Source organism: Clostridioides sp. LIBA-6622 (assembly GCF_056716095.1).
The window spans coordinates 2,101,753-2,124,190 of the sequence record NZ_CP196998.1 but is presented as its reverse complement, the minus strand read 5'-3'; the positions used below and the strand labels follow the sequence as shown (position 1 = coordinate 2,124,190).

Genomic DNA, 22,438 nt, shown 5'->3' with positions numbered 1-22,438 from the left:
TGAGAGGAGACTTATACTAACCTATAAACTATGATTTATTTGTTTTAGTAAAATAGTCTCCTTTGACATGTTTAAATAAAACAATAAAGAGACAGGTGATAAAATGCTTAATGAGACAAAGGAATTATTAAAAGATTACTATGGGATAGATAATGATACTTTCAAACTATCACAAGAAGTAATGGAAGATATAAAGGATAAGTTTGAAGAAATAAAGGAAATAAGAGAATATAATCAATATAAAGTTTTAAAAGCTATGCAAGAATCTAAACTAAGTGACATGCACTTTAACTGGACTACAGGATATGGATATAATGATATTGGTCGTGAAAAAATAGAAGAAATTTATTCTAAAGTTTTTAATACAGAAGATGCTCTTGTAAGACCAATAATTGTAAATGGAACACATGCACTTACTTTATGCATACAAGGTATAGTTAGACCAGGAGACGAAATTTTGTCTGTTACTGGTAGACCATACGATACTTTAGAAGGTGTTATAGGGATAAGAGAAGAAAAAGGTTCATTAAAAGAGTATGGTGTTACATATGATGATGTAGATTTTTTAGAAGATGGTAATTTAGATTTAGAAGGAATTAGAAATAAAATAAATGATAGAACTAAACTTGTTATGATACAAAGGTCAAAAGGTTATTCTTGGAGAAAATCACTTTCAATTAGTGATATAAAAGAAGTTATTGATGTAATAAAGTCTGTCAAACCAGAAGCTATCGTAATGGTTGATAATTGTTATGGTGAGTTTTTAGATACTAAAGAACCTACTGATGTTGGAGCAGATGTTATGGCTGGCTCTTTAATAAAAAATCCTGGTGGTGGACTTGCATTAACAGGTGGATATATCGCTGGTAAAAAAGATTTAATTGAACTTATATCTTATAGAATGACTTCTCCTGGAATAGGAAAAGAATGTGGTCTTACTTTTGGAACTACTAGAAATGTACTTCAAGGATTCTTCTTAGCACCATATATAGTGTCTCAGGCTGTAATGGGAGCCATATTTTGTTCGAGAGCTTTTGAAAAGTTAGGTTATGATGTATTGCCAAAATACGATGACTTAAGAAGTGATATTATTCAATGTATTAGACTTAATGATGCTGATGAAGTAATAAGTTTTTGTGAAGGAATACAAGAAGCTGCGCCAGTTGATTCTTATGTAAAACCTGTTCCTTGGGACATGCCTGGATATGAAAGTGAAGTCATAATGGCAGCAGGAGCTTTTATTCAAGGTTCTTCTATAGAATTAAGTGCAGATGCTCCAATAAGACCTCCTTATAACGTTTATTTTCAAGGTGGACTTACATTTGACCATTCAAAAATGGGGACATTAAAAGCAATTGAATTTATAAAAAAACTGAAAAAATAGGCATATTTTTTTTTAAAAAGGTCAAAATATTTATTAGTATATTATGATGAAAATTGAAGGGTGATAATATGAAAGCGCAAATTAAAGAAAAAGTAAATTCTCTACAAGATGAAATGATTTCTTCTATACAAGAAAGTGTAAAAATACCTAGTGTTATATCTGAAGCAACTGAAAACTGTCCGTTTGGTGAAAATGTAGATAAGGCTTTAAGAGGTATATTAGACTTATGTAAATCTCTAGGGTTTAAGACCGTATATAAGGATGGATACTATGGATATGCAGAAATAGGACAAGGTGAAAAAATGATAGGCATACTTGGTCATGTTGATGTGGTTCCAGAAGGTGATTTAGAAAGTTGGAATCATCCTCCATTTGAAGCTATCTTAGAAAATGGTAATTTATATGGAAGAGGAACACAAGATGATAAAGGTCCTACAATATCAGCAATTTATGCAGTAAAAGCTCTTATGGATTTAAATGTAGACTTTAATAAAAGAATAAGATTTATTTTTGGAGCCGATGAAGAAAATCTTTGGAGATGTATAAATAAATATAAAGAGAACAATGAAGAAATACCAAATTACGGATTTACTCCAGACTCTAGATTCCCAATAACAAATGCAGAAAAAGGACTTTTACAAGTTCATTTAACTTGTGATAGTAAAAGTGATATAGAACTGTCAGTTGGAAAAGCTTTAAATGCAGTTCCAGGAAAAGCAATTTATATCGGAAAATATTCTGATAAATTAAAAAAAGAACTTGATAAGTTAAATTTTGAATATAATGTTGAAGGAAATAAAATATGTATAATAGGAAAAAGTGTCCATTCAGCAGCAAGTGATACTGGTATAAATGCAGTAGCTAGACTTTGTATAGCTCTTAATAATATAGGTATAGATTCTAATATAATTAAGTTTTTAGCAGAAGTCATTGGAGAGGATGCTAATGGTAATAATATAATTCCTAATTGTAAAGATGATGTATCGGGCAAGTTAACAGTAAATATAGGTAAAGTAACTATTGATAGTGAGAAAGAATTTGCCGGAATAGACATAAGAATCCCAGTAACATACAAAAAAGATGACTTTGTAAAAGAATTAAAAAAGATGACAGATAAGTACAATTTAACTTATAAGGAGTATGATTTCTTAGATTCAATCTATGTTCCAGAAGATACACTTCTTGTAAGAACACTTAGAAAAGTATACGAAGAAGAAACTGGTCTTGATGGAACACCACTTTCATCTGGAGGAGCAACTTATGCAAGAGCTTTAGATAATTGTGTTGCATTTGGAGCTATTTTCCCAGGAAAACCAGAAACAGAACATCAAGCTAATGAATATTTAATAGTAGAGGATATTGTAAAAGCTACTCAAATATATGCTCTTTCTATTTATGAATTATTAAAGATTTAATATAAATATAAAGCTGTCTTGTAATAGGATTTTTTCTAGGAAAAGATAGCTTTATTGTTGTATTATCAAAGATATGAATATTTAATAGATATAAAAATAGTAGTAATATTTATATTAGGAGGAATCGTATGAAAATAGCTATATTTTTAGGAGCAGGAGCTTCAGCAGCAGAAAATCTACCTATTCAAAATGAACTTTTTAGTGAATATTTTAAAAAACTAAATCCTAAAAATTATAATACAAATATGAATAGAGAATTGTACAATTTTTTTAAACAGATGTTCAATATTGATATAGTAAAAGATAATTTAGATAATGCAAATTTTCCTACATTTGAGGAAGTTCTAGGTCTTTTAGATTTAGCAGAACAAAGAAGAGAGGCTTTTAGAAACTTTGGCCTAGAGAATTTAAATAACAAAAGTGATAGTATACGTTTTTTGAGACAATATTTAATATTGTTAATGGCTGAAGCAATTCATAATACACCTAAAACAGATAATAAACATCATAAACTTTTAGTTGAAAACCTTTTAGAAAATGATTTACTTCTTGATACCACTTTTATTAGTGCAAATTATGATATACATATAGATAATACAGTCACTGGTTTAAGAGACAAAAATAATTCTCCAATTATGCTTGATTATGGTATAGAATTTACTAATTTTAAAGAAGGAATAAACTGGAGGAAACCAAAAGAGCCTCTAATAAAATTATATAAGGTGCATGGGTCATTAAATTGGCTTTATTGCCCTATTTGTAATAGCGTAACTCTTACACCACATGAAGGTGGTGTTATGAAACTTATTGAAAATAGTTCAGAAACAAAATGCCTAGAATGTGGTGAATTGACAGAACCTATTATAGTTCCACCAACATATTTTAAGAATATGTCAAATATATTTTTAAGTAATGTATGGAATGAAACAGAAAAAACTTTGAGAGATACTGACCTTTTAATATTTTGTGGATATTCATTTCCTGAAGCTGATATGCATATAAAATACATGCTAAAAAGGGTTCAGACAAATAGAAAAAAAGCCCCACTTAAAGTAATGGTTTTTAACAATCATTCACAGAAGCAAAGAATTACACTAAAAAAGGAAGAGGGAAGATACAAACGTTTTTTGGGCGAAGATGTTATATTTACTGATAATTCTTTTCAAGATTTTTCTATAAACCCCTTGAAATTTATAAAAACTATATATTAGTATGGTATATAATGGAATAAAAACTGATAGAAATAAAGTGAATTTAGGTATATAATAGAAAGTAAAACATAGGGGGTATATAAAGATGAAGGTTTTTGATTTAACTCATGTGACACATAACGACATGCCTGTATATGCAGAGCCTAATAGACCAGATATCAAAAAAGTAGCAATTATTGAAGAAAATGGTTATCAAGAAACACTAATTAGTGTATTTTCCCATAATGGAACTCATATGGATTCACCAAGACATATGTATACTAAAGGTGAAACCCTAGATAAATTAGACATAGAAAATTTTGTTGGAAAAGCTTATGTACTGGAACTTGAAAAAGGTAATAAGAATATAGAACTAGAATATCTAAAAAAATATGAAGATGAAATAAAAAGTAGTGATTTTATAATATTTAAATCAGGTTGGTCAAAATTTTGGGATAAAAAGCAGTATTATGTAGGTTATCCTACATTAACAGAAGAAGCTGCAAATTATATAGCTGATACTAATATAAAAGGTATAGGAATAGACATGCTATCAGTTGATAGATATGATACATCAGTTTTTGAAGTACATCATATTTTATTTGAGAAAGGTAAAATAATAATAGAAAATCTTACAAATTTAGAAAATATTCCAGAAAGATTTCTATTTATAGCAGCTCCATTTAAATATAATGACGCTGATGGTGCTCCAGTAAGAGCAATGGCTATTGTAGAATAATATCTTAAAGAGGGTCTAGAAATAACAAAGTGTTTAAGGAGAAAAGAGAAATATGAGTGATTTGAATGATAAAGTTATTAAAGAGCAAGATGAAAATGAAGTGAGTATGAATGAAACTAAAATATATGGTGTCTTGGACAAATTAAATATTGAATATGATGTAGTAGAACATGAAGCTGTATATACAGCAGAACAACTAGTAATTTTAGATGAAATAACAAAAGGATGTCAATGTAAAAATTTATTTTTGAGAAATGCTAAAGGAAATAAGTATTACCTTATTGTAGTTAAAGGAGAAAAACAAGTCGATTTAAACTCACTTAAAGATAAGATAGGAAGTTCTAGATTATCATTTGCTTCACCTGAAAGATTATACAATGTACTTAAACTTCTTCCAGGAAGTGTAAATCCTTTTTCATTGATAAATGACACAGAAAGAAAAGTCGAACTTTACATAGATAAGGATGTAATTAAAGAAGATTACTTAAATTTTCATCCAAATATAAATACTAAAACTGTAAATATATCTAGAAAAGGCTTTGAAGAGTTTTTGGAATATTTAAAATATCCACTACAAAGCATTGATGTTTAAGTTTTAATAAAGGGAGCAAATTTTAATTAGCTAATCGAGGGGAGAAAAAATGTTTGGAGTAATAGCAAATAGTTTAGCAATTGCAGGTGGATGTATAGTAGGTCTTATAATCAAAGGAGGGCTACCTCAAAGAGTAAGTGATACTATAATGAATGGAATTGCCTTATGTGTATTGTATATTGGTATATCAGGAGCTTTAGAAGGAAAAAATACGTTAGTAACAATAACATCTATAGCTATAGGTGCATTAATAGGAGAATTAATAGATATAGATAAATGGGTAAACAAGCTAGGAGTTTTTTTACAAAGTAAATTCTCTAAAGGAAATAAAAAAGATTCTATTGCAGAGGGTTTTATATCATCTAGTTTATTATTTTGTATAGGGGCTATGGCAGTAGTTGGGGCACTAGAAAGTGGACTTACAGGAAGCCATGATACTTTATTTGTAAAATCCGTAATAGATGGAATAGCTTCTATTATATTTACTGCCTCTTTAGGTATAGGGGTAATGTTTTCTGCAATCTCTGTATTTTTATATGAAGGTGTTATATGTGTGGGTGCATCGTTTTTAAATGGATTTTTAAGTGACCCTGTAGTTACAGAGATGACAGCAGCTGGAAGTTTACTGATTATAGGTCTTGGTTTAAATGTACTCAAATTAACAAATATAAAAGTAGCAAATTTATTGCCAGCCATATTTATACCAATATTATTTGGAGTATTTGGAATAATTTAAAGAATAATAATCTAAGATTTGTCTAATTTTTTTAGAAACTTTAGACAAATTTTTTATTTAGAAGGAAAATAGCTTTTATCATCAAATTAATAATTATAGTATAAATAAGTTTAATATTATGATTATAAAGTTTATATTAAATTTATTTTATTGATGAAACTAATGGGGAGGTTAAAACTCAATGATTACTTTTGATGTAAATGGAGCTATTATCAGATTTGATGATACGAAAAATAATTATAATAAGATAAGGAAAATCTTTAAACTATATGCTTTAGAAATTTCTAAAAACTTTGAGAGAGATTGTTTAAATAATTTTCAAAATCTAAAACAAATATCAGATAGAGGTTTAAATTTAGGAGAAAAATATATAGAGGAATCTTTTAAGAAAGGCATTGAGACTATAGTAAGTTTTGGAATTATAACTATAGATATCGATACCTTTAAAAGTGTTTATTGTGAAAAATACTTAGATTTTAAGAGACTTTTTAATAACTTGAATAAAACTTTTATTATACCGAATAAAAATAAAAAAAATGGTCATGCTAGCTTTTTAGAAATAGAATCAACAGTAAAAAAAATGAGCAATTATTTATATAATGATTGTTTTAAAATTCATTATGCTGTTGTTGATGCTCTTATAGAAAATAGAGTAACTGAGGTACATTCTTATATTGATGAAGAATCTATAAAAAAATCTAACGCATTATTTAATAATTATAAAGATGGATTTATTGGAAAAGCTGATGAATGTAAGGTCGTAAAACAAATAATAACTTTAAATCCATATAGAGAAGATGTATACGAATTCTTGGTAAAAGAAGATGGAGATTTCAGTAAGGAAATTGAGAGGTTGACTGAATTTTTAGGTTATAATATAAAAGATTATAAAGCTTCCTTAATGGACCTTTATATAAATGAGTTAATGGATAGCGATGAAAGTGATGTTGAAAATGCAAAAGAAAAGATAGAGAAATATGCTAAATATATTGGATGTAGTGATGAAAATTTATATATAGCAAGAATTAATGCCATATATACTTTTGCAAATGCATAATCTTATTAAATATTAAATATCTAATTATATAAATTTAAATTAAAAAAGAAACTTATTAATAGAAAACAACATCTATCAAAAACCATTCTTTAAAAAGAGTGGTTTTTATTTATGATGATATTAAATAGAGGTAGTATATGGAGATAATCTAAATTAAACACAAAAGACAATATATTGACAAAATAGAGATGGATTGATATAATGAAATAGTCAATATGATGTCTTAATTTGAATAATTCATATTACATTGGATAAGGTTTTTTTAAATATATAAATTACTAATATTATAAGGAGAAATGGATTATGAAAGTAAATGTATACAATTTAGAATCGTTTGTAGATGAAAGACTTGAGATTACAGTTTCAGATTTAACTCCAAATACTAAACTTAAAGTAAGTATGAAAATGGAATTTCCATGGTGTAAGGGAGAAGAATTTTCTTCTTATGGAGTATTTTGCTCAAATGAAAATGGAGAAGTAGATTTAAATTCAGTTGAACCTATAGAAGGTACTTATAAAAGCACTGATTGTATGGGATTAATCTATTCACTGGAAAAATCTAAAACTGAAGGCAAAAACTTTGCAGAAAATATATCTATAGATAAGCCAATAATCATGAATATGATATTTGAATCTTCTACTGAAAGAGAAGAAGTTAAATTGAAAAGATTATTTAAAACAGACGATATTACTACAAAATATATATCTGATGAATTTATAGGAAAATTATTTTATAAACAAAATTCTAATAATAAAACAATTTTAATGTTAGGTGGTTCTGATGGCAGTTTAGATGCTCTAGACCTTTTAGCAGCTCCACTTGCATCTAGAGGGTTTAATGTACTAACAGTTGCTTACTTTGCTTTAGAAGGTCTACCAGATAAATTAGAAGAAGTTCCATTAGAATATTTTGAAAAAGTATTTAAATGGATTAGTGAAAATGAAATTACTAATACTAAAGAAATATTTGTGCATGGAACATCAAAAGGTGGTGAACTAGCACTTTTACTTGCTTCAAGATATGAACAAATTAAAAAGGTTGTAGTATCAGCACCTCATACTTATTGTTTCCAAGCTCTTAATGGATTGGTGAATGGAAAGGATACTTCATCATGGTCGTATAAAGGGGAGCCGTTTTCATATATCCAATTGGATGATGATATATTCTTTGAAGAACAGAAGAAAGATATATCAAAAGGGATTCCATTTGGATTTGCTAGTGCGTATAAAAAAAGCCTTGAAAAAGCAAATAATAGAAATGAAGCTAGAATAAGAATAGAAAATTCCAAAGCAGACATACTTATGATTGCTGGAAAAAAAGATAATATATGGAATAGTTATGATGCTTGTTTAGAAGCAGTAGAAATACTTGAAGAAACAAAGTATCCATATAAAGTAGAATTATTAACATATAATAATATGGGGCATCCATTACCGATTCCATATACTGTACCTTTAAAAGAAACTTTATGTATGAATGTGGGTGGAGGAATCTTTTCTTCAGGAGGAACTATAGAAGGAAATACACAAGGGCAATTTGAATCATGGAAAAGAAGCCTTGAATTTTACAAAGAGCCTTTATCAAGCGATATGAACAACTAAAAATGAAGAGGTCTTTCCATATATGCACAAAATCTATCAATTTTATAAATTTAATTTATTGTTTATGTAATTTGCATGTTATATACTAGTTTTAACGACATTGATAATTTATAAACAATTATAAGGTTGTAAATTTATAAGAGTTATTGAAAGGAGGAGTGAAATTATGGAAAGACTCACTAGAAGAGAGCAACCTCATATAAAATTTGGATTGTTTAAGATACGAATTCCATTTATACATTACAGATTTGAGAAACCAGAGGCTATTCAAGGAATAATATCAAGTATGACAAGTTTAGGAACTATTGGTCTTAGTACACAAATTTTGGGATTACCATATGAAGTAGCATGGAGTATGGCTATAATCAACTCTATATTATACTGCTTACATGCTTTTATGGGAGACCCAGTTGTACCTGGTTGGATTACAGCTTCTATAACTCTTACAACTGCATATTTGTTAAAGTTTACCATGGGAATTGAAAGAATACAAGCACTAACAGCTTTGCAAATAGATTTAGGAATTATATTTATTTTGATGGGAATAACTGGAGTAGCTGGGAAATTAGTTAGTAAAATACCAAATTCTATTAAAGGTGGCATATTAATGGGCGTTGGTATTTCTACTGTAATATCAGAATTTAGTCCTAAAGGTAGATTTGATTCTTATCCAATAGCTATAACAGTAGGAATCTTGGTTGCTTGTTTTGTAATGTTTTCTGAAAGATTTGAAAATCTAAAAGTTAAGAATAAATTTTTATTTCATTTAGGAGAATATGGAGTAGTATCAGCCATTTTAGTGAGTTTAATTATAGGTATATTTAGTAAAGAAATAGGAATTCCTAGTTTCAGTTTTGATAAAATAATTTACATAGTAGACTTAAAAAATTTAATAAACACAGTGTCTCCTTTTGGAATAGGTTTTCCAAGTATGATGCTATTTATACAAGGGTTGCCAATGGCTTTTATGATATACATAATTGCATTTGGGGATTTTATAACAGGTGAAAACTTAGTACTTTCTGAAAGTGAAAATAGAAAAGATGAATATATAGATTTCAATTCAAATAGGTCTAATGTTATAAGTGGTATAAGAAATATTGTCATGGCAGTTATTTCTCCATATATACCAATGTGTGGTCCATTAGCTGCGACACTTACTGGAAGTGTTGCTCAAAGATATAAGGTTGGAAAGGAAGCAATGCAGTCAATTTTTAGCGGTATGGGGACATTAGTGTGGGTTTCAGCTATTTTCATATGTTTTTATCCAATTGCACAGATTGCTACTCCTCTTATACCATTGGCACTTTCAGTAACGCTTTTAGTTCAAGGTTACTTATGTACAAAGTTGTCAATGGAACTGTGTGATACTGGTGTAGAGAAGGGATTGATTGGTCTTATGGGAGGTGTAATTGCTGCTAAAGGTGGAACATGGGGACTTGTTGTAGGATTTATACTGTATTTTGTTTTAATTGATTCTAAAAAAAGAAGAGAAAAAGAAATTAACTCAACAGAAGATTATGTATATGAAATATCAGATAAAAAGAAAAGTATTTAAAGTAAAATATGAGTTGAAATTCATTATCTATTGATAGATTGATTTCAACTCATATTTTTTTATTTTTATTGAGAGTGTAAGCGTTCTATAAGAGATTTCTTTTCTATATTTCTTACAAGTAATTCAGTTGTTAAAACTTGTATTCCGATTAATATAAATGAAAAAATTAAAATTGTAAATATAGAAAATTTAAAATTAATAAAATCTATTCTAACAACATCTTTCATAAAAGTGCAAAGTAAGCTTGAACCCAAATAACCCAATAAACTTGAAATACATACAGCTTTGACACTTATATTTAGTCCTTCTGTGTAAAGCATATTTCGAAGTTGCTTTTTTGTCATTCCAACAGCTTGAAGTAAGGCAAATTCTCTTTTTCTGATTAAAACACTATTTATTAGAATATTGGTCATATTTAGTATACCAAAACAAGAAATTAAACCAACAAAAATGTATGAAGTTACAACTATATACTTAAATGCTCTAGTAATCATTTTGTAATCATCCTCATATGAATAAAGCATTAAACTTGAATTTTTCTGAATGATATTCAGCAACTTATCCTCAACTTCTTTAGAATAATTTTTATCTAAAAAAATAGAAAAATCTAAATTTGTATTATATGGAGTTATAGATTCTAAGGTTTTATCCAGTGCAAAAAACATGCTTCCTGAATTAGAATTGTCAATAACTCCTTTAATTTTCATTTGTTTTTTAATAATATTATTTCCACTAAAAATATTAAATGTAACTGTATCTCCAATCTTTAAATCTAACCCATATGTTTTCGTTCTATACTTATTTATGATTAAATCATCTGAGCTGAGTTTTTTATAATCTGTTCTACCACTGACAATATATTTTTCAAATGATTTTGAAAGTCCAGGTGTAATACCTTTAATTAAAGTAGTAAATGGTTTTCCATCTGTATCTTTAATATAAGGTTCTATAATATTAGCTTTAATTGATTTAGATTCGATTACTTTTTTTACTCCATGAATAGATTCAATCTCATTTTTAAGAGAATTTGTTAATGGATTGTTTTGTTGAATTTGTGCAATACGTTCATATAAGTTATCAATCTTAATACTAATAATATAATTTTCGTTATATACAAACTGTTGTGATAATTGTTTCTTAAAGTCTATTGAGTTAGCAAGATTAGCAATTGAAATAAATAAAACTCCACTAATACTTAATGAGATTAATGCAATTAAATTTTTCTTTTTATTTGACTCAATATTTTTTAATGCTAAATTTTTAGTATTTATATAATTAAAGCTTTTGATTTTTTTTCTAAATCTAATTTCTGTGTATTGCATAGCTTCAATAGCAGATATTTTAGAAATAATTCTAGCTGGTTTATGTAAAGAAATTCTAACAGTTAAGAACATTATTAGTGATAAAATTAAGATTATAAATAAATCATCTATCAGTTGCCATGCTAATGGTTGAATTATGTAAGCAATTATACATGAGATAATAATACCTAATGGAATAAAGATAATGGATAAAATATTTCCTTGTAGAAAAATAATCTTTTTTAATTGAAAAGAAGTCATACCCAAAGAATTCAACTTAGCATACATATGAACCAAATTAACAACTGAAACATAAAAAATACTATATATAACAAAAATACTAGAAAAAAGAATCACCATTCCAACTGTTAAAACTGTAATAACCTGTTCACTATCAATTAAATTTGACTCAATATATTTATCATTCAAGTATATATTATATTTTTCAATACTCAAAGAAAAACCAATATCTTTTAATTGTGTTTTAATTGAAGCTGAATCTTTCTTTGTATTTTCTTCTGATAATTTTACTAATATATCTACATCATCAGGTCTTGTATTATCAAAATTACTACTTTTATTTTTCAGAGATGTAGATATTGTGTTCTTAAAATATTCGTTTGAAACAACTGTATAATATTGTTTAGCATTGTCTTGATAATAATTTTCTAAAAGACCAACAATAATGAAATTTCTTTCTATTTCTTTATTTGTAATATTGTCACGATAACTTAATTTGATACTGTCTCCAATATTTTTATTTAAAGAAAGTTGTTTTAAATATTTTTCTGAAATAGCAATCTCATTTTTCTTTGTAGGCATGATACCTTTAACTGGTTGAAAATTCATAAGTTTGATTGCCATATTATCTGCATAAACAGTTGACATCATGTAATCTGCTTTCTTATTACTGCCAAGTAACTTGTATGTTCCTACATTACTAAAGTTTTTATCTTGATACAGTTTATTTTTTGATTTTTCATTTACAGATTTATATATAGCGTGATATGGAGATGAATTAACTAAATCTACAGAACTATTATATGAAACTAAGGTTACTGTTAACAGTAAACATGTAGCAATCATTATAATAATACCCGAAAGAGATGTTTTAAGTTTATTAATTTTCAAATCATTTAAGGCTATTTTTCTTATAAAGGCATGATTATTATTTCTAAACATGTATTACACCTCCTAATTATCAATTTTTCCATCTTCAATGCGAATAATTCTATCAGTTAGTTGAGCAATTTCATTATTATGAGTAATCATTACAATTGTTTGATTGAATTTTTCACTTGTCGTTTTTAGTAAAGCTAATACGTCTGTACTCGTTTTACTATCAAGATTTCCTGTTGGCTCATCTGCTAGTATAATAGCAGGTTTTGTTACAAGAGCCCTAGCTATAGCAACACGTTGTTGTTGCCCACCAGAAAGATTGCTTGGTATATCATATAGCTTTTCTTCTAGAGAAAGCATACTTATAATTTCATTTATAAAATCTTTATCTAGAGTCTCTCCATCTAGTCCTATTGGTAAAATAATATTCTCATATACATTAAGCAAGGGAACAAGATTATAATTTTGAAATATAAAACCTATATTTCTACGTCTAAAAATTGTAAGTTGTTCGTCAGTCATATTTGATAACTCTTTACCCCTTATAATAACATTTCCAGATGTAGGAGTATCTAATCCTCCCATCATATTCAATAATGTTGATTTACCACTTCCAGATGTACCTACAATAGAAATAAACTCACCCTTCTCAATAGATAAACTTACACCATCGAGAGCTTTTGTAATATTTGAATTTTCACCATAATATTTCTTCAAATCAATTACTTGTAAAATACTCATCATAAAACCTCCTTAATAGATTATAAGAACAGTATAAAATCAAAATGTTGCAGAATTATCACAAATAAAATATTTAAGGAATTATTTATTTGGTAAGAATATAGAGAATGTAGACCCTTTTCCAATATCCGATGTAACTTTAATATATCCGCCTTGAAGAGATATAATTTTTCTTGAAAGATATAGACCTATTCCAATACCATCTATATTATGTACATCTTCCTCACGATAAAACCTTTTAAATATTTCTGCTTGATGACTTTCTGATATTCCTTTTCCAGTATCAGTAATATCTATTTTGGTGTACATAACCCAACGTTCTGTAGATATATATATTTTCCCATTAGCATTCGTGTATTTTACTGCATTATCCAATATATTAAAAATAGCTTCAGAAGTCCATTTTTTATCATGAACTATATATAAATTAGGGTCACAATCGACTCTAACTTCAATGTTCTTTTTTTCAGCATCAAATAAAATTACACTAAGCGCTATAGCAATTGTTTCATAAATTAAAGTTTTCTTTTTAGATAGTGTAATTATACCTGTTTCTAATCTAGATGTTTTCACCATAGATTGCATCAAAAAATCTAATTTATCTAATTGACCTTCCATATCCATCAAAAACTCATTTTGAATTTCTGTTTTAAATTTTTGATTGAGTAGAGTAGTATTAATCATCTTTAAATTTGCAATCGGAGTTTTAATTTGGTGAGATATATCAGAAACTAATTCTTGCAAGTTAGCTTTTTCCATTGCAACATTATGACGATTTTCTTGAATAACTTCATACATTCTAACTAATCTATGATTGATACGTGATAAAATAGTTTCTTCTTCTAATGCAATCTCAACATTGTCTTCACTATTCATCATACTATCTAAAGTGTGACATATTTCAGAACAAAACAGAGTTATTTTTTTATGAAGTAAAAATACTATTAGAGCTATAAATCCACAAAGTATTACTGTATATATTAATAATAAGGCAACTAGTTTTATATCATCAGTTATTACATAAATTGCTATACTAAATAAAATGGCTGTAAAAATTAGACCAACGGCAATTATTAAATAAATAGAGCTAAAAGAAAATTTTTTAAACTTCATTTCTTTCACCTAACCACATATATCCCATGCCATATACTGTTTTAATATATTGAAAATTATCCTTTTCAATTTTGCTTCTAATTCTACTTATAACAGATGTTAAAGTATGTTCATCTACAAAGTTAGCATCTATATCCCAGAGTTTTTCTAAAAGTATTTTTCTTGTTAATATATTTTTAGGATTTTCAGCAAATAGCTTCAAGGTACGAAATTCTAATGGTGTAAATATAATTTGATTTCCATTTATGGTTGCAGATAACTCAGAAAAATTAATTTCAAGATATCCATCATTATAGCAATCTTGTTTTGTTTTTGTTGTAACATAATTTAAAAGAGCCTTTACCTTCTGTTTAAATACATTTATATTAAAAGGTTTTGTTATATAATCTAAAGCTCCAAGCTCATAACCTTTAATCATATCGTATTCCATATCATTAGCAGTTAAAAAAATTATTGGGATATCCCAGTTCAACTTTATTTCTTTACATAATTCAAATCCGCTCTTATCTGGTAAATTAACATCTAAAATTATTAAGTCGAATTTATACTCAATAATAGATTTTAATGCAGATATAGCTGTAAATTTTGAAGTAATCAAATATCCATCTTCAGTTAGGTTATATGATAGAGTCTTATTTAATACAATATCGTCTTCCACTACCAATATTTTTTCCATATATATACTCCTTTTATGTTTGACATTTTATAAGGTCAATTATAAATCTAAAATATTGCTGAATTGTTGTAAAAAAGAAATAAAAAGTCTGGCCTAGAATTTATCATAGGACAGACTCTTGACTAAATAGAACTATTTTAACCAAGAAGGATTTCCAGGCACAAATATTCTTTTACCAAATTTTGAACTATACTCATCTAAAGCTTTTTCTATAAGCTCATTATTACCCTTAAAGGAAGTAGTATTTTTTATAGTTTCAAGATTTTGACTAAATGGACAAGCAGATATACACATACCACAATCTGTTCCTAAATATCTCCATTTAATATAACATGTTTCATGTTCAATTACCCAATTATACTTTCCATCATCTCCAATCTTAATATCATTAGAAAGTGAATGAGAAGGGCAATTAAAAGAACATTTTTTACATACCTTGCAAAAATCTTCTAATCCAAAATCAACATATTCGTCTTCTAAAAGTGGAATATCTGTAGTAACAACACCTAATCTAAGTCTAGAGCCATAATCTTTATTTGTAAGTATAGCATTTCTTCCAATATCACCCAATCCAGCATCGCGAGCTATAAAAACAGGCATTACTAAATAATTGGCATCCATATGATTTCTAGCATCATATCCTAAGTTTCTTATATAGTAACTTAAAATCATTCCAACGATAGAAGCATCTACATAACATTTTGATGTTTCTATAACTTCACATATCATTGGAGCTCTATTTATCATTTCTTTATCCATTTCACATCCAAATACAATGGCATATTTGTGAGTTAGATTAACTTCTTCTCCATAATTTTCTTCGTGTCTCCCCCTATTTGTGTAAATATGATGGTCTTTTAATTTAGTTATACCAACTACAGAAGCACCATATTGTTTTGCAAAACCCTTTATTTTCTTTGTCATTGATTTTGCATCTACATCTACTTTTGTGTCAGAAACTTTTCCTTCACATAAGGCTTTTATATCAGATAAAAAATCAAATGCACTACTTGCCATTGGAGAGTTTAACTTATTGTAAGTCATAGTACCTTCACTGCATAAATTTGGTCTACTTCTTATACTATCATCAATTTCTTTTTTCTCAGGATTTTTCTTATAGTAGTCATTATAAGCAGTACTATCCTTTTTATAATTTGCTCTTGCAAACATAGTATTTCTTTCATCAACCCTTTTCATTTCTATTCCCCCTAGTAAAAATATACTTAAAAAATATATCATTATTGTTGTATAATTTAATTATATAAGAACAACGTTGTATTTTCAATTTAAGTGTAATTAAATTGAAAAATGTGTGACTACATCATTAATTATAATATTTTTATAAGAAAATTATATTAATATTAAAAAATTTAGAAACAAATAAGTTTTACTGTCTTTAAATGGAGTGCATTGACATATTGTAAAGAATCTTATTATAATTAATATACTAATGATTAGCATAAACTAATAAAGAAAGAAGTGAATTTATATGTCAAGAAATAAATACTCTGATAAAATAAGAACTCAGATATTAGAAATAGCATGGAAGATATTTGAAGAACAAGATTATGATGATGTAACTATGCAACAAATAGTTGATACTCTTGATATATCTAAAGAGGTTGTGTATTATCATTTTAAAGACAAGGAAGTGTTGTTTGAAGAGATTGTATCAAATAGTTTAAGAGTGGAAGTTGAAAATCTGAAGTTAATATTAAACAATTCCAAATTAACTGTTAGAGAAAAGGTATCTGAATTTATCTTACATATATCTAGTTCAAAAATAAGAAAAAAATTGATTGATTATATGTGTAGTCAAAGAAAGCCAACTTTTTTTATAAAGAATATACGAGCATCTACTATTGAATTAACACCTTTATTATCTTGCCTAATAAAGCAAGGTATAGAAGAGGGTATTTTTAAAACAGATTATCCAGATGAAGTATCTGAAGTATTCATAATTTTAATTAATATTTGGCTAGACCCTATATTATTTAGAGATAGTATAGAAAAATATTTTAGGCGTATTGAATTTCTATCTGAGTTTTTAAGTGCGAGTGGTGTACCTATCATAAGTGAGGATAATTTAGAATCAATCAAAATATTTTATAAGGAATATTCTAATAATGAAGAGTAAGCACAGGATATAAGACTGTAACTAAATTTGAAAAGCAAATTTAATTACAGTCTTTTTAGTGAAATAAATGTATATTAAAACTATAACAAGACAAAAATAATTAAAATTTAAAGGAGTATAAAATTGAACTTATTAATTATTGAGGATGATATAAACTTAAATGAAGGTCTTTTTTATGCGTTTGAAAGTGACGGATTTAATGTATTCAAAGCATATACAGGACAAGAAGGATTGCATGTATTTAATAATAAAAACATAGACCTTATAATTTTAGACTGTAATCTACCAGATGGAAATGGATTTGATGTGTGTAAACTAATAAGAAAAAAGTCAGATATCCCAATTATAATGCTTACTGCAAGAGACTCAGAAATTGACGAAGTAAAGGGATTAGAAATAGGACTTGATGATTACATTACAAAACCATTTTCTTTATCTGTATTAAAGGCAAGGGTTAAAGTAGCAATAAGAAAAAAATCAAATAATAAAACAATATATTCTAATAGAATAAAATTGGACCAAAATTTACTTAGAGTATATAAAAATGAAGTATGTTTGGAGCTTAGCTCTGTAGAATATAAGCTTCTAAGCTACCTAATTGAAAATAAAGGTCAGATACTATTAAAGGAACAAATTTTGCATCATATTTGGGACAGTGAAGAAAATTATGTTGATGAGAATATTGTATCTGTAAATATAAGAAGACTTAGAATAAAAGTAGAAGATGACCCATCCAATCCAAAATATATAAAAACAGCTTATGGAATGGGTTATCTATGGAACGAGGTAGAGTAAGATGTTGGTATTAACCTTTATTATATGTACAGTAGTTATATATGTTATAATCACTAAAAAAAATCAAAACAGATATGATGAATTGAGTTTAATGTTAAATCAAATATTAGAAGGTAAAGAAGTCACTTATTCAGATACTAAAGATACAAGATTATCAAAAATTTCTCACCAAGTAAAAAAAGTTAAAGATATGATAGAGATAGAAGTAGAACAGTCAAAATTAGAAAAAGAAGCAATTAAAAGTTTAATCTCAAATATGTCACATCAATTAAAAACGCCACTTTCAAATATAACTATCTATTGCGAACTTCTAGAGAATATAAATATTTCTACTTCACAGAAGATGGAGTTTTTACAAAAGATGAAAAATGAAACCTTCAAGATTGATTGGTTACTACAATCTTTATTTAAAATGACTAAGTTAGAAGATGGAGTTATTAAGTTTGAGGTAGAAGAACTATTAATTAAAGATACTATCCTTCAAAGTATTAGTACTGTTTTTAATAAAGCAGAAGCTAAAGATATAAGAATAAGTCTAGAATCATTTTCGGATATAAAGCTGGTTCATAATAAAAAATGGACTATAGAAGCAATTGTAAATGTATTAGAAAATGCAATAAAATACTCACCATCAACTAGTATAATTACTGTCTCTGTAATAAAAATGGAATTGTATACTAAAATTACTATTAAAGATGAAGGCATCGGCATTGATAGTAAGGAGTTAAATGATGTTTTTAAAAGATTTTATAGGAGTAAGAATGTAGAAAATCAAAATGGAACAGGGATAGGTCTATATCTTGCAAGATTAATTTTGGAAAAAGAAAAAGGGAATATTATAGTAGAATCTAAATTAGGAAAAGGAAGTTGTTTTAGTATCTTCTTACAAAACTGTAAGAGTTTAAATTAACTCTGTAGGATGAGTGTAATTATCGTCATTTACAATATCTTATAAGAACATATACCTGCACTGAAAGGAGAAATTAAATGAGTATATTAATGACAAATAATTTAGTAAAACATTATGGAAAAAATGAGACTAAAGTCAAAGCTTTAAATGGAGTCAGCATAGAAATTGAACGAGCCACATTTACTGCTATAGTTGGAACTTCTGGTTCTGGTAAAAGTACATTATTAAACATTATAGGTGGATTAGATAATCCAACCTCAGGTGATGTAATAATTAAAGGAAAGAATATATCTAAAATAGGAAAAAAAGACTTAACAGTATTTAGAAGAAGAAATATAGGTTTTATATTTCAAAATTACAGTTTAATACCAGTACTAAACACTTATGATAATATCACTCTTCCAGTTACATTAGATAAAGGAAATAATGTAGACCATGAATATATTGAAATGTTAATGAATACATTGGGGATTTGGGATAAGCGTCTAAAGTTTCCAAGTGAACTTTCTGGTGGACAACAACAAAGAGTAGCAATTGCTAGAGCTTTAGCAAATAAACCTGCACTTATATTAGCAGATGAGCCAACAGGAAATCTCGATAGTAAAACCACAATGGAAGTAGTCTGTTTGTTAAAAGAAAGTAGTGCAAGATTTCATCAAACAATACTTATGGTGACACATAATGAAAATATAGCACAAGTATGCGATTCAATTATACATATTGAAGATGGAATTGTCGTGAATAATGGTGGTGGAGCACTATGATGTCTTTAATAAAATTTGCAATTCAATATATCAAACATTATAAAAAACAATCTATGTCTATAGTCTTAAGTATAGTACTATCAGTTGCGCTATTGACAGGAATTGGTTCTCTAGTTCATAGCGCAAACAAAAGTACAATAGAAAAGATAAGAGAAGATAGTGGTGATTATCATTTTTACTATAAAGTAGATAAGGAACAACTTAAAAAAATTAAAGAGAGTAAAAAGTCAAAAAAATACACTATAGATAAACTTGGGGTTACAAATACTAAATCTCAGATAGATGAACCTTTTATTATAGAGTTTTTAAATGCAGATTCTTCCTATCTAGATATGACAGGTAGGAAATTATTGCAGGGGAGTCTTCCTCATAAAGATGGAGAGATAGCCTTTGACACATATTCACTAAATAATTTAAATGTAAAAAAAGAGATTGGGACTACAATTAAATTAGATGGGAGAAATTATAAATTATGTGGTATTTTATCAAACCTTACAAATCCAAAAACTGATATGCAAGGATTTGTAAATGATTATTCACAACAGAAAGAAAATGATTCTTATTTAGTTTATGTAAAGTATGATGAAAATAAAAACATAAATAAGCAAAACTCTAAATTTATAAAAGAATTTAATATATCAAAAGAAAATGCTCGTGTAAATTGGCACTTATCAATTGAATTCGGGGTAAAACCTCCAAAAGGTATAGAAAGATATAATATATTTGAGTTCTTAAAAAATCTAGAGCTAAATACAAATGCAATTATCTTACTTATTGGAGTATTTGGTGCAGCAGCAGTATATAGTATTTTCCACGTTTCAATACTTCAAAGAATATCACAATATGGAGTCTTAGAAGTATTAGGTGCCAATAATAAACAACTCTTATTCTTACTCTTTTTAGAATTATTTTTACTTTTTATTATTGGATTTCCTATAGGTTGTATACTAGGACTTGGAGTAGCATCTACAATATACGAACAATTTCCACATATATTTTTGAGTAGCGATATTACTCCAGGAGCATTTTTTATAAGTGAAAAATCTATTTATTTTGGATTCTTATTTATCTTATTACTGTTAATTTTAATTACTGTATGTGTTGTGCATCAATTGAATAAATATTCTAGTTTAGAATCTATGAAAAATTTTAAGGTAACTAATAAGCAAAAAAGAATTTTAGAAAGTGTAAAGCATTCTAATATGACAAAGGTATTATCTCATAAATACATGACCCAAAAAAAGGGAATGTTTGTGGGTATTTTGTTTTCATTGTCACTTGGAGGAATTATATTCCTATGTTCTAGTTACTCTATACAGCTTACTAAAAATAATAATGAGCTTACAATGAAAGCTGATGATGGCTTAAATTCTGATTACCAAATAACTATGCAAACAACAGATTTTGATGTAGGTATACCTAAAGATAAAATTTCAATACTTAATGAGGTTGAAGGAGTATCACGAGTTTATCCAGTAAAATATTTATTTGGAGCTATACAAATTAAAGAAGAGCAATTATTTTGGAAAAACTTCTTTAAACCTCTTGAAAAAGATTACAGAATAAAGAATTTTTTTAATGGCATTTGTACAAAACAAAGTGAAGGTGGGTATCTTTTAAAAACAAATATCTATGGATATAACAATGGAATGTTAGAAGGGTTAAATTCTTATACTATAGATGGAAAAATCAATCATGATGATATGGTCAAAAATAATAAAGTTATAGTTAGGTTACCTATGGATGGGACTGGTATGTATGATGCAGTTGATATAAAACCAGGAAATACAATAAAGGTTAAAGTTCCAAAAACAATGAAACCCACAAGTGAAATTGTTAAATTTAAAGAAGAAAATAAATATGATTATATAACAAAAGAATTTATAGTTGCTGCTACTGTAAAACGTGTAATGGCTAATAACATGTATTTTATTGGTGATTATGGTATGGATATAGTTATGACAAATGAACAAATGAACAATAATTTTAATATTGGAAATTACAATTCAGTAAGTATAAAAAAGACAGAAGAAAGTAGTAGTATAGAGTTGTCTGAGAATATAAAAAGTATTGTAAATAATATAAAGAGATGTATAGTAACAGATTATACTATAGCTATTGAAAAAAATAATACCTATTTAAATCAAAAACTTTTATTTATATATGGAATTGTATTTGTACTTCTTGCAATAAGCTTGTTTCATATTATCAATACAGTAAGTTATTTAGTTTTTTCAAGAAGACATGAATTTGGGATTTTAAGAGCTATGGGTATTACAGATAATAAATTTTTACTTATGATGATGAGGGAAGGTTTCTTATATGGATTATATGCAAGTATTATAATGATAATCGGAAGTATTATTGGACAATTTCTGATTTATTTTATGGTAAAACGTATATATTTATATATAAATCCAATCTTTGAAGTAAATATACTTCTGTATATAAACATGATTATTTTAAATATTGTAATTAGTATCATTGCAGTTATTATTCCAGTAAGGCAAATTTTAAAAAATGATATTATCTCAGAAATAAGCAAGAGTTAGAATTATTAAATAAACCTCTTAATCGATACATTTTACTATGTATCAATTAAGAGGTTT

At 27.2% G+C, this 22,438-nt stretch carries 19 protein-coding genes; 14 read left to right on the top strand and 5 right to left on the bottom strand.

Annotated elements, in window-relative coordinates:
* Positions 1-103 precede the first annotated feature (103 nt).
* The 9 genes from ACTG47_RS10270 (at position 104) to ACTG47_RS10230 (ending at position 10,273) form a co-directional block, all read left to right on the top strand.
* Complete coding sequence (locus ACTG47_RS10270; protein WP_169466996.1) at positions 104-1,384, top strand: methionine gamma-lyase family protein; 1,281 nt, start codon at positions 104-106, stop codon at positions 1,382-1,384.
* A 68-nt stretch (positions 1,385-1,452) separates the two neighbouring features.
* Entirely contained in the window at positions 1,453-2,799 is a 1,347-nt protein-coding gene (locus ACTG47_RS10265) for a M20 family metallopeptidase (protein WP_479924465.1), read from the top strand.
* 128 nt (positions 2,800-2,927) lie between these two features.
* Complete coding sequence (locus tag ACTG47_RS10260; protein WP_479924464.1) at positions 2,928-4,010, top strand: SIR2 family protein; 1,083 nt, start codon at positions 2,928-2,930, stop codon at positions 4,008-4,010.
* Positions 4,011-4,095: 85 nt separating this feature from the next.
* The gene (locus tag ACTG47_RS10255) at positions 4,096-4,728 is read left to right on the top strand and encodes a cyclase family protein (RefSeq protein WP_479924463.1); all 633 of its coding nucleotides are present in this window, start codon (positions 4,096-4,098) and stop codon (positions 4,726-4,728) included.
* 52 nt (positions 4,729-4,780) lie between these two features.
* On the top strand, positions 4,781-5,320 hold the full coding sequence (locus ACTG47_RS10250) for a prolyl-tRNA synthetase associated domain-containing protein (RefSeq protein WP_479924462.1): 540 nt from the start codon (positions 4,781-4,783) through the stop codon (positions 5,318-5,320).
* A 49-nt stretch (positions 5,321-5,369) separates the two neighbouring features.
* Positions 5,370-6,056 carry a DUF554 domain-containing protein gene (locus ACTG47_RS10245; RefSeq protein ID WP_479924461.1) on the top strand — a complete coding sequence of 229 codons (687 nt, stop codon included), beginning with the start codon at positions 5,370-5,372 and terminating at the stop codon, positions 6,054-6,056.
* Positions 6,057-6,237: 181 nt separating this feature from the next.
* Complete coding sequence (locus ACTG47_RS10240; RefSeq protein WP_479924460.1) at positions 6,238-7,113, top strand: kinase; 876 nt, start codon at positions 6,238-6,240, stop codon at positions 7,111-7,113.
* Between the two features lie 303 nt (positions 7,114-7,416).
* Complete coding sequence (locus tag ACTG47_RS10235; protein ID WP_479924459.1) at positions 7,417-8,715, top strand: acyl-CoA thioesterase/bile acid-CoA:amino acid N-acyltransferase family protein; 1,299 nt, start codon at positions 7,417-7,419, stop codon at positions 8,713-8,715.
* Between the two features lie 166 nt (positions 8,716-8,881).
* On the top strand, positions 8,882-10,273 hold the full coding sequence (locus ACTG47_RS10230; protein WP_479924458.1) for a hypothetical protein: 1,392 nt from the start codon (positions 8,882-8,884) through the stop codon (positions 10,271-10,273).
* A 65-nt stretch (positions 10,274-10,338) separates the two neighbouring features.
* Here the strand turns inward: ACTG47_RS10230 and ACTG47_RS10225 are convergent, their stop codons facing one another.
* The 5 genes from ACTG47_RS10225 to ACTG47_RS10205 form a co-directional block, all read right to left on the bottom strand.
* Positions 10,339-12,756, bottom strand: a complete 2,418-nt coding sequence (locus ACTG47_RS10225; protein WP_479924457.1) for an ABC transporter permease — start codon at positions 12,754-12,756, stop codon at positions 10,339-10,341.
* Positions 12,757-12,768: 12 nt separating this feature from the next.
* Positions 12,769-13,434 carry an ABC transporter ATP-binding protein gene (locus tag ACTG47_RS10220; RefSeq protein ID WP_479924456.1) on the bottom strand — a complete coding sequence of 222 codons (666 nt, stop codon included), beginning with the start codon at positions 13,432-13,434 and terminating at the stop codon, positions 12,769-12,771.
* Positions 13,435-13,515: 81 nt separating this feature from the next.
* Positions 13,516-14,547 (bottom strand): sensor histidine kinase, encoded by a 1,032-nt coding sequence (locus tag ACTG47_RS10215; protein ID WP_479924455.1) that lies wholly within the window; start codon positions 14,545-14,547, stop codon positions 13,516-13,518.
* The gene (locus ACTG47_RS10210; protein WP_479924454.1) at positions 14,537-15,223 is read right to left on the bottom strand and encodes a response regulator transcription factor; all 687 of its coding nucleotides are present in this window, start codon (positions 15,221-15,223) and stop codon (positions 14,537-14,539) included. Before ACTG47_RS10210 ends, ACTG47_RS10215 begins: the two co-directional genes overlap by 11 nt.
* A gap of 132 nt (positions 15,224-15,355) precedes the next feature.
* The gene (locus ACTG47_RS10205) at positions 15,356-16,420 is read right to left on the bottom strand and encodes a 4Fe-4S dicluster domain-containing protein (protein ID WP_479924453.1); all 1,065 of its coding nucleotides are present in this window, start codon (positions 16,418-16,420) and stop codon (positions 15,356-15,358) included.
* 292 nt (positions 16,421-16,712) lie between these two features.
* Between ACTG47_RS10205 and ACTG47_RS10200 the strand changes: the two genes are divergently transcribed.
* The 5 genes from ACTG47_RS10200 (at position 16,713) to ACTG47_RS10180 (ending at position 22,381) form a co-directional block, all read left to right on the top strand.
* Positions 16,713-17,360 carry a TetR/AcrR family transcriptional regulator gene (locus ACTG47_RS10200; RefSeq protein ID WP_479924452.1) on the top strand — a complete coding sequence of 216 codons (648 nt, stop codon included), beginning with the start codon at positions 16,713-16,715 and terminating at the stop codon, positions 17,358-17,360.
* A gap of 123 nt (positions 17,361-17,483) precedes the next feature.
* The gene (locus ACTG47_RS10195) at positions 17,484-18,155 is read left to right on the top strand and encodes a response regulator transcription factor (RefSeq protein ID WP_479924451.1); all 672 of its coding nucleotides are present in this window, start codon (positions 17,484-17,486) and stop codon (positions 18,153-18,155) included.
* A gap of 1 nt (position 18,156) precedes the next feature.
* Positions 18,157-19,065: a sensor histidine kinase gene (locus ACTG47_RS10190; protein ID WP_479924450.1), complete on the top strand. Its 909-nt coding sequence runs from the start codon at positions 18,157-18,159 to the stop codon at positions 19,063-19,065.
* Between the two features lie 77 nt (positions 19,066-19,142).
* Positions 19,143-19,829, top strand: a complete 687-nt coding sequence (locus tag ACTG47_RS10185) for an ABC transporter ATP-binding protein (protein WP_479924449.1) — start codon at positions 19,143-19,145, stop codon at positions 19,827-19,829.
* Positions 19,826-22,381, top strand: coding sequence for an ABC transporter permease (locus tag ACTG47_RS10180; RefSeq protein WP_479924448.1), 2,556 nt, complete (start codon positions 19,826-19,828; stop codon positions 22,379-22,381). The genes ACTG47_RS10185 and ACTG47_RS10180 overlap by 4 nt, the downstream gene beginning before the upstream one ends.
* Positions 22,382-22,438: the final 57 nt, after the last annotated feature.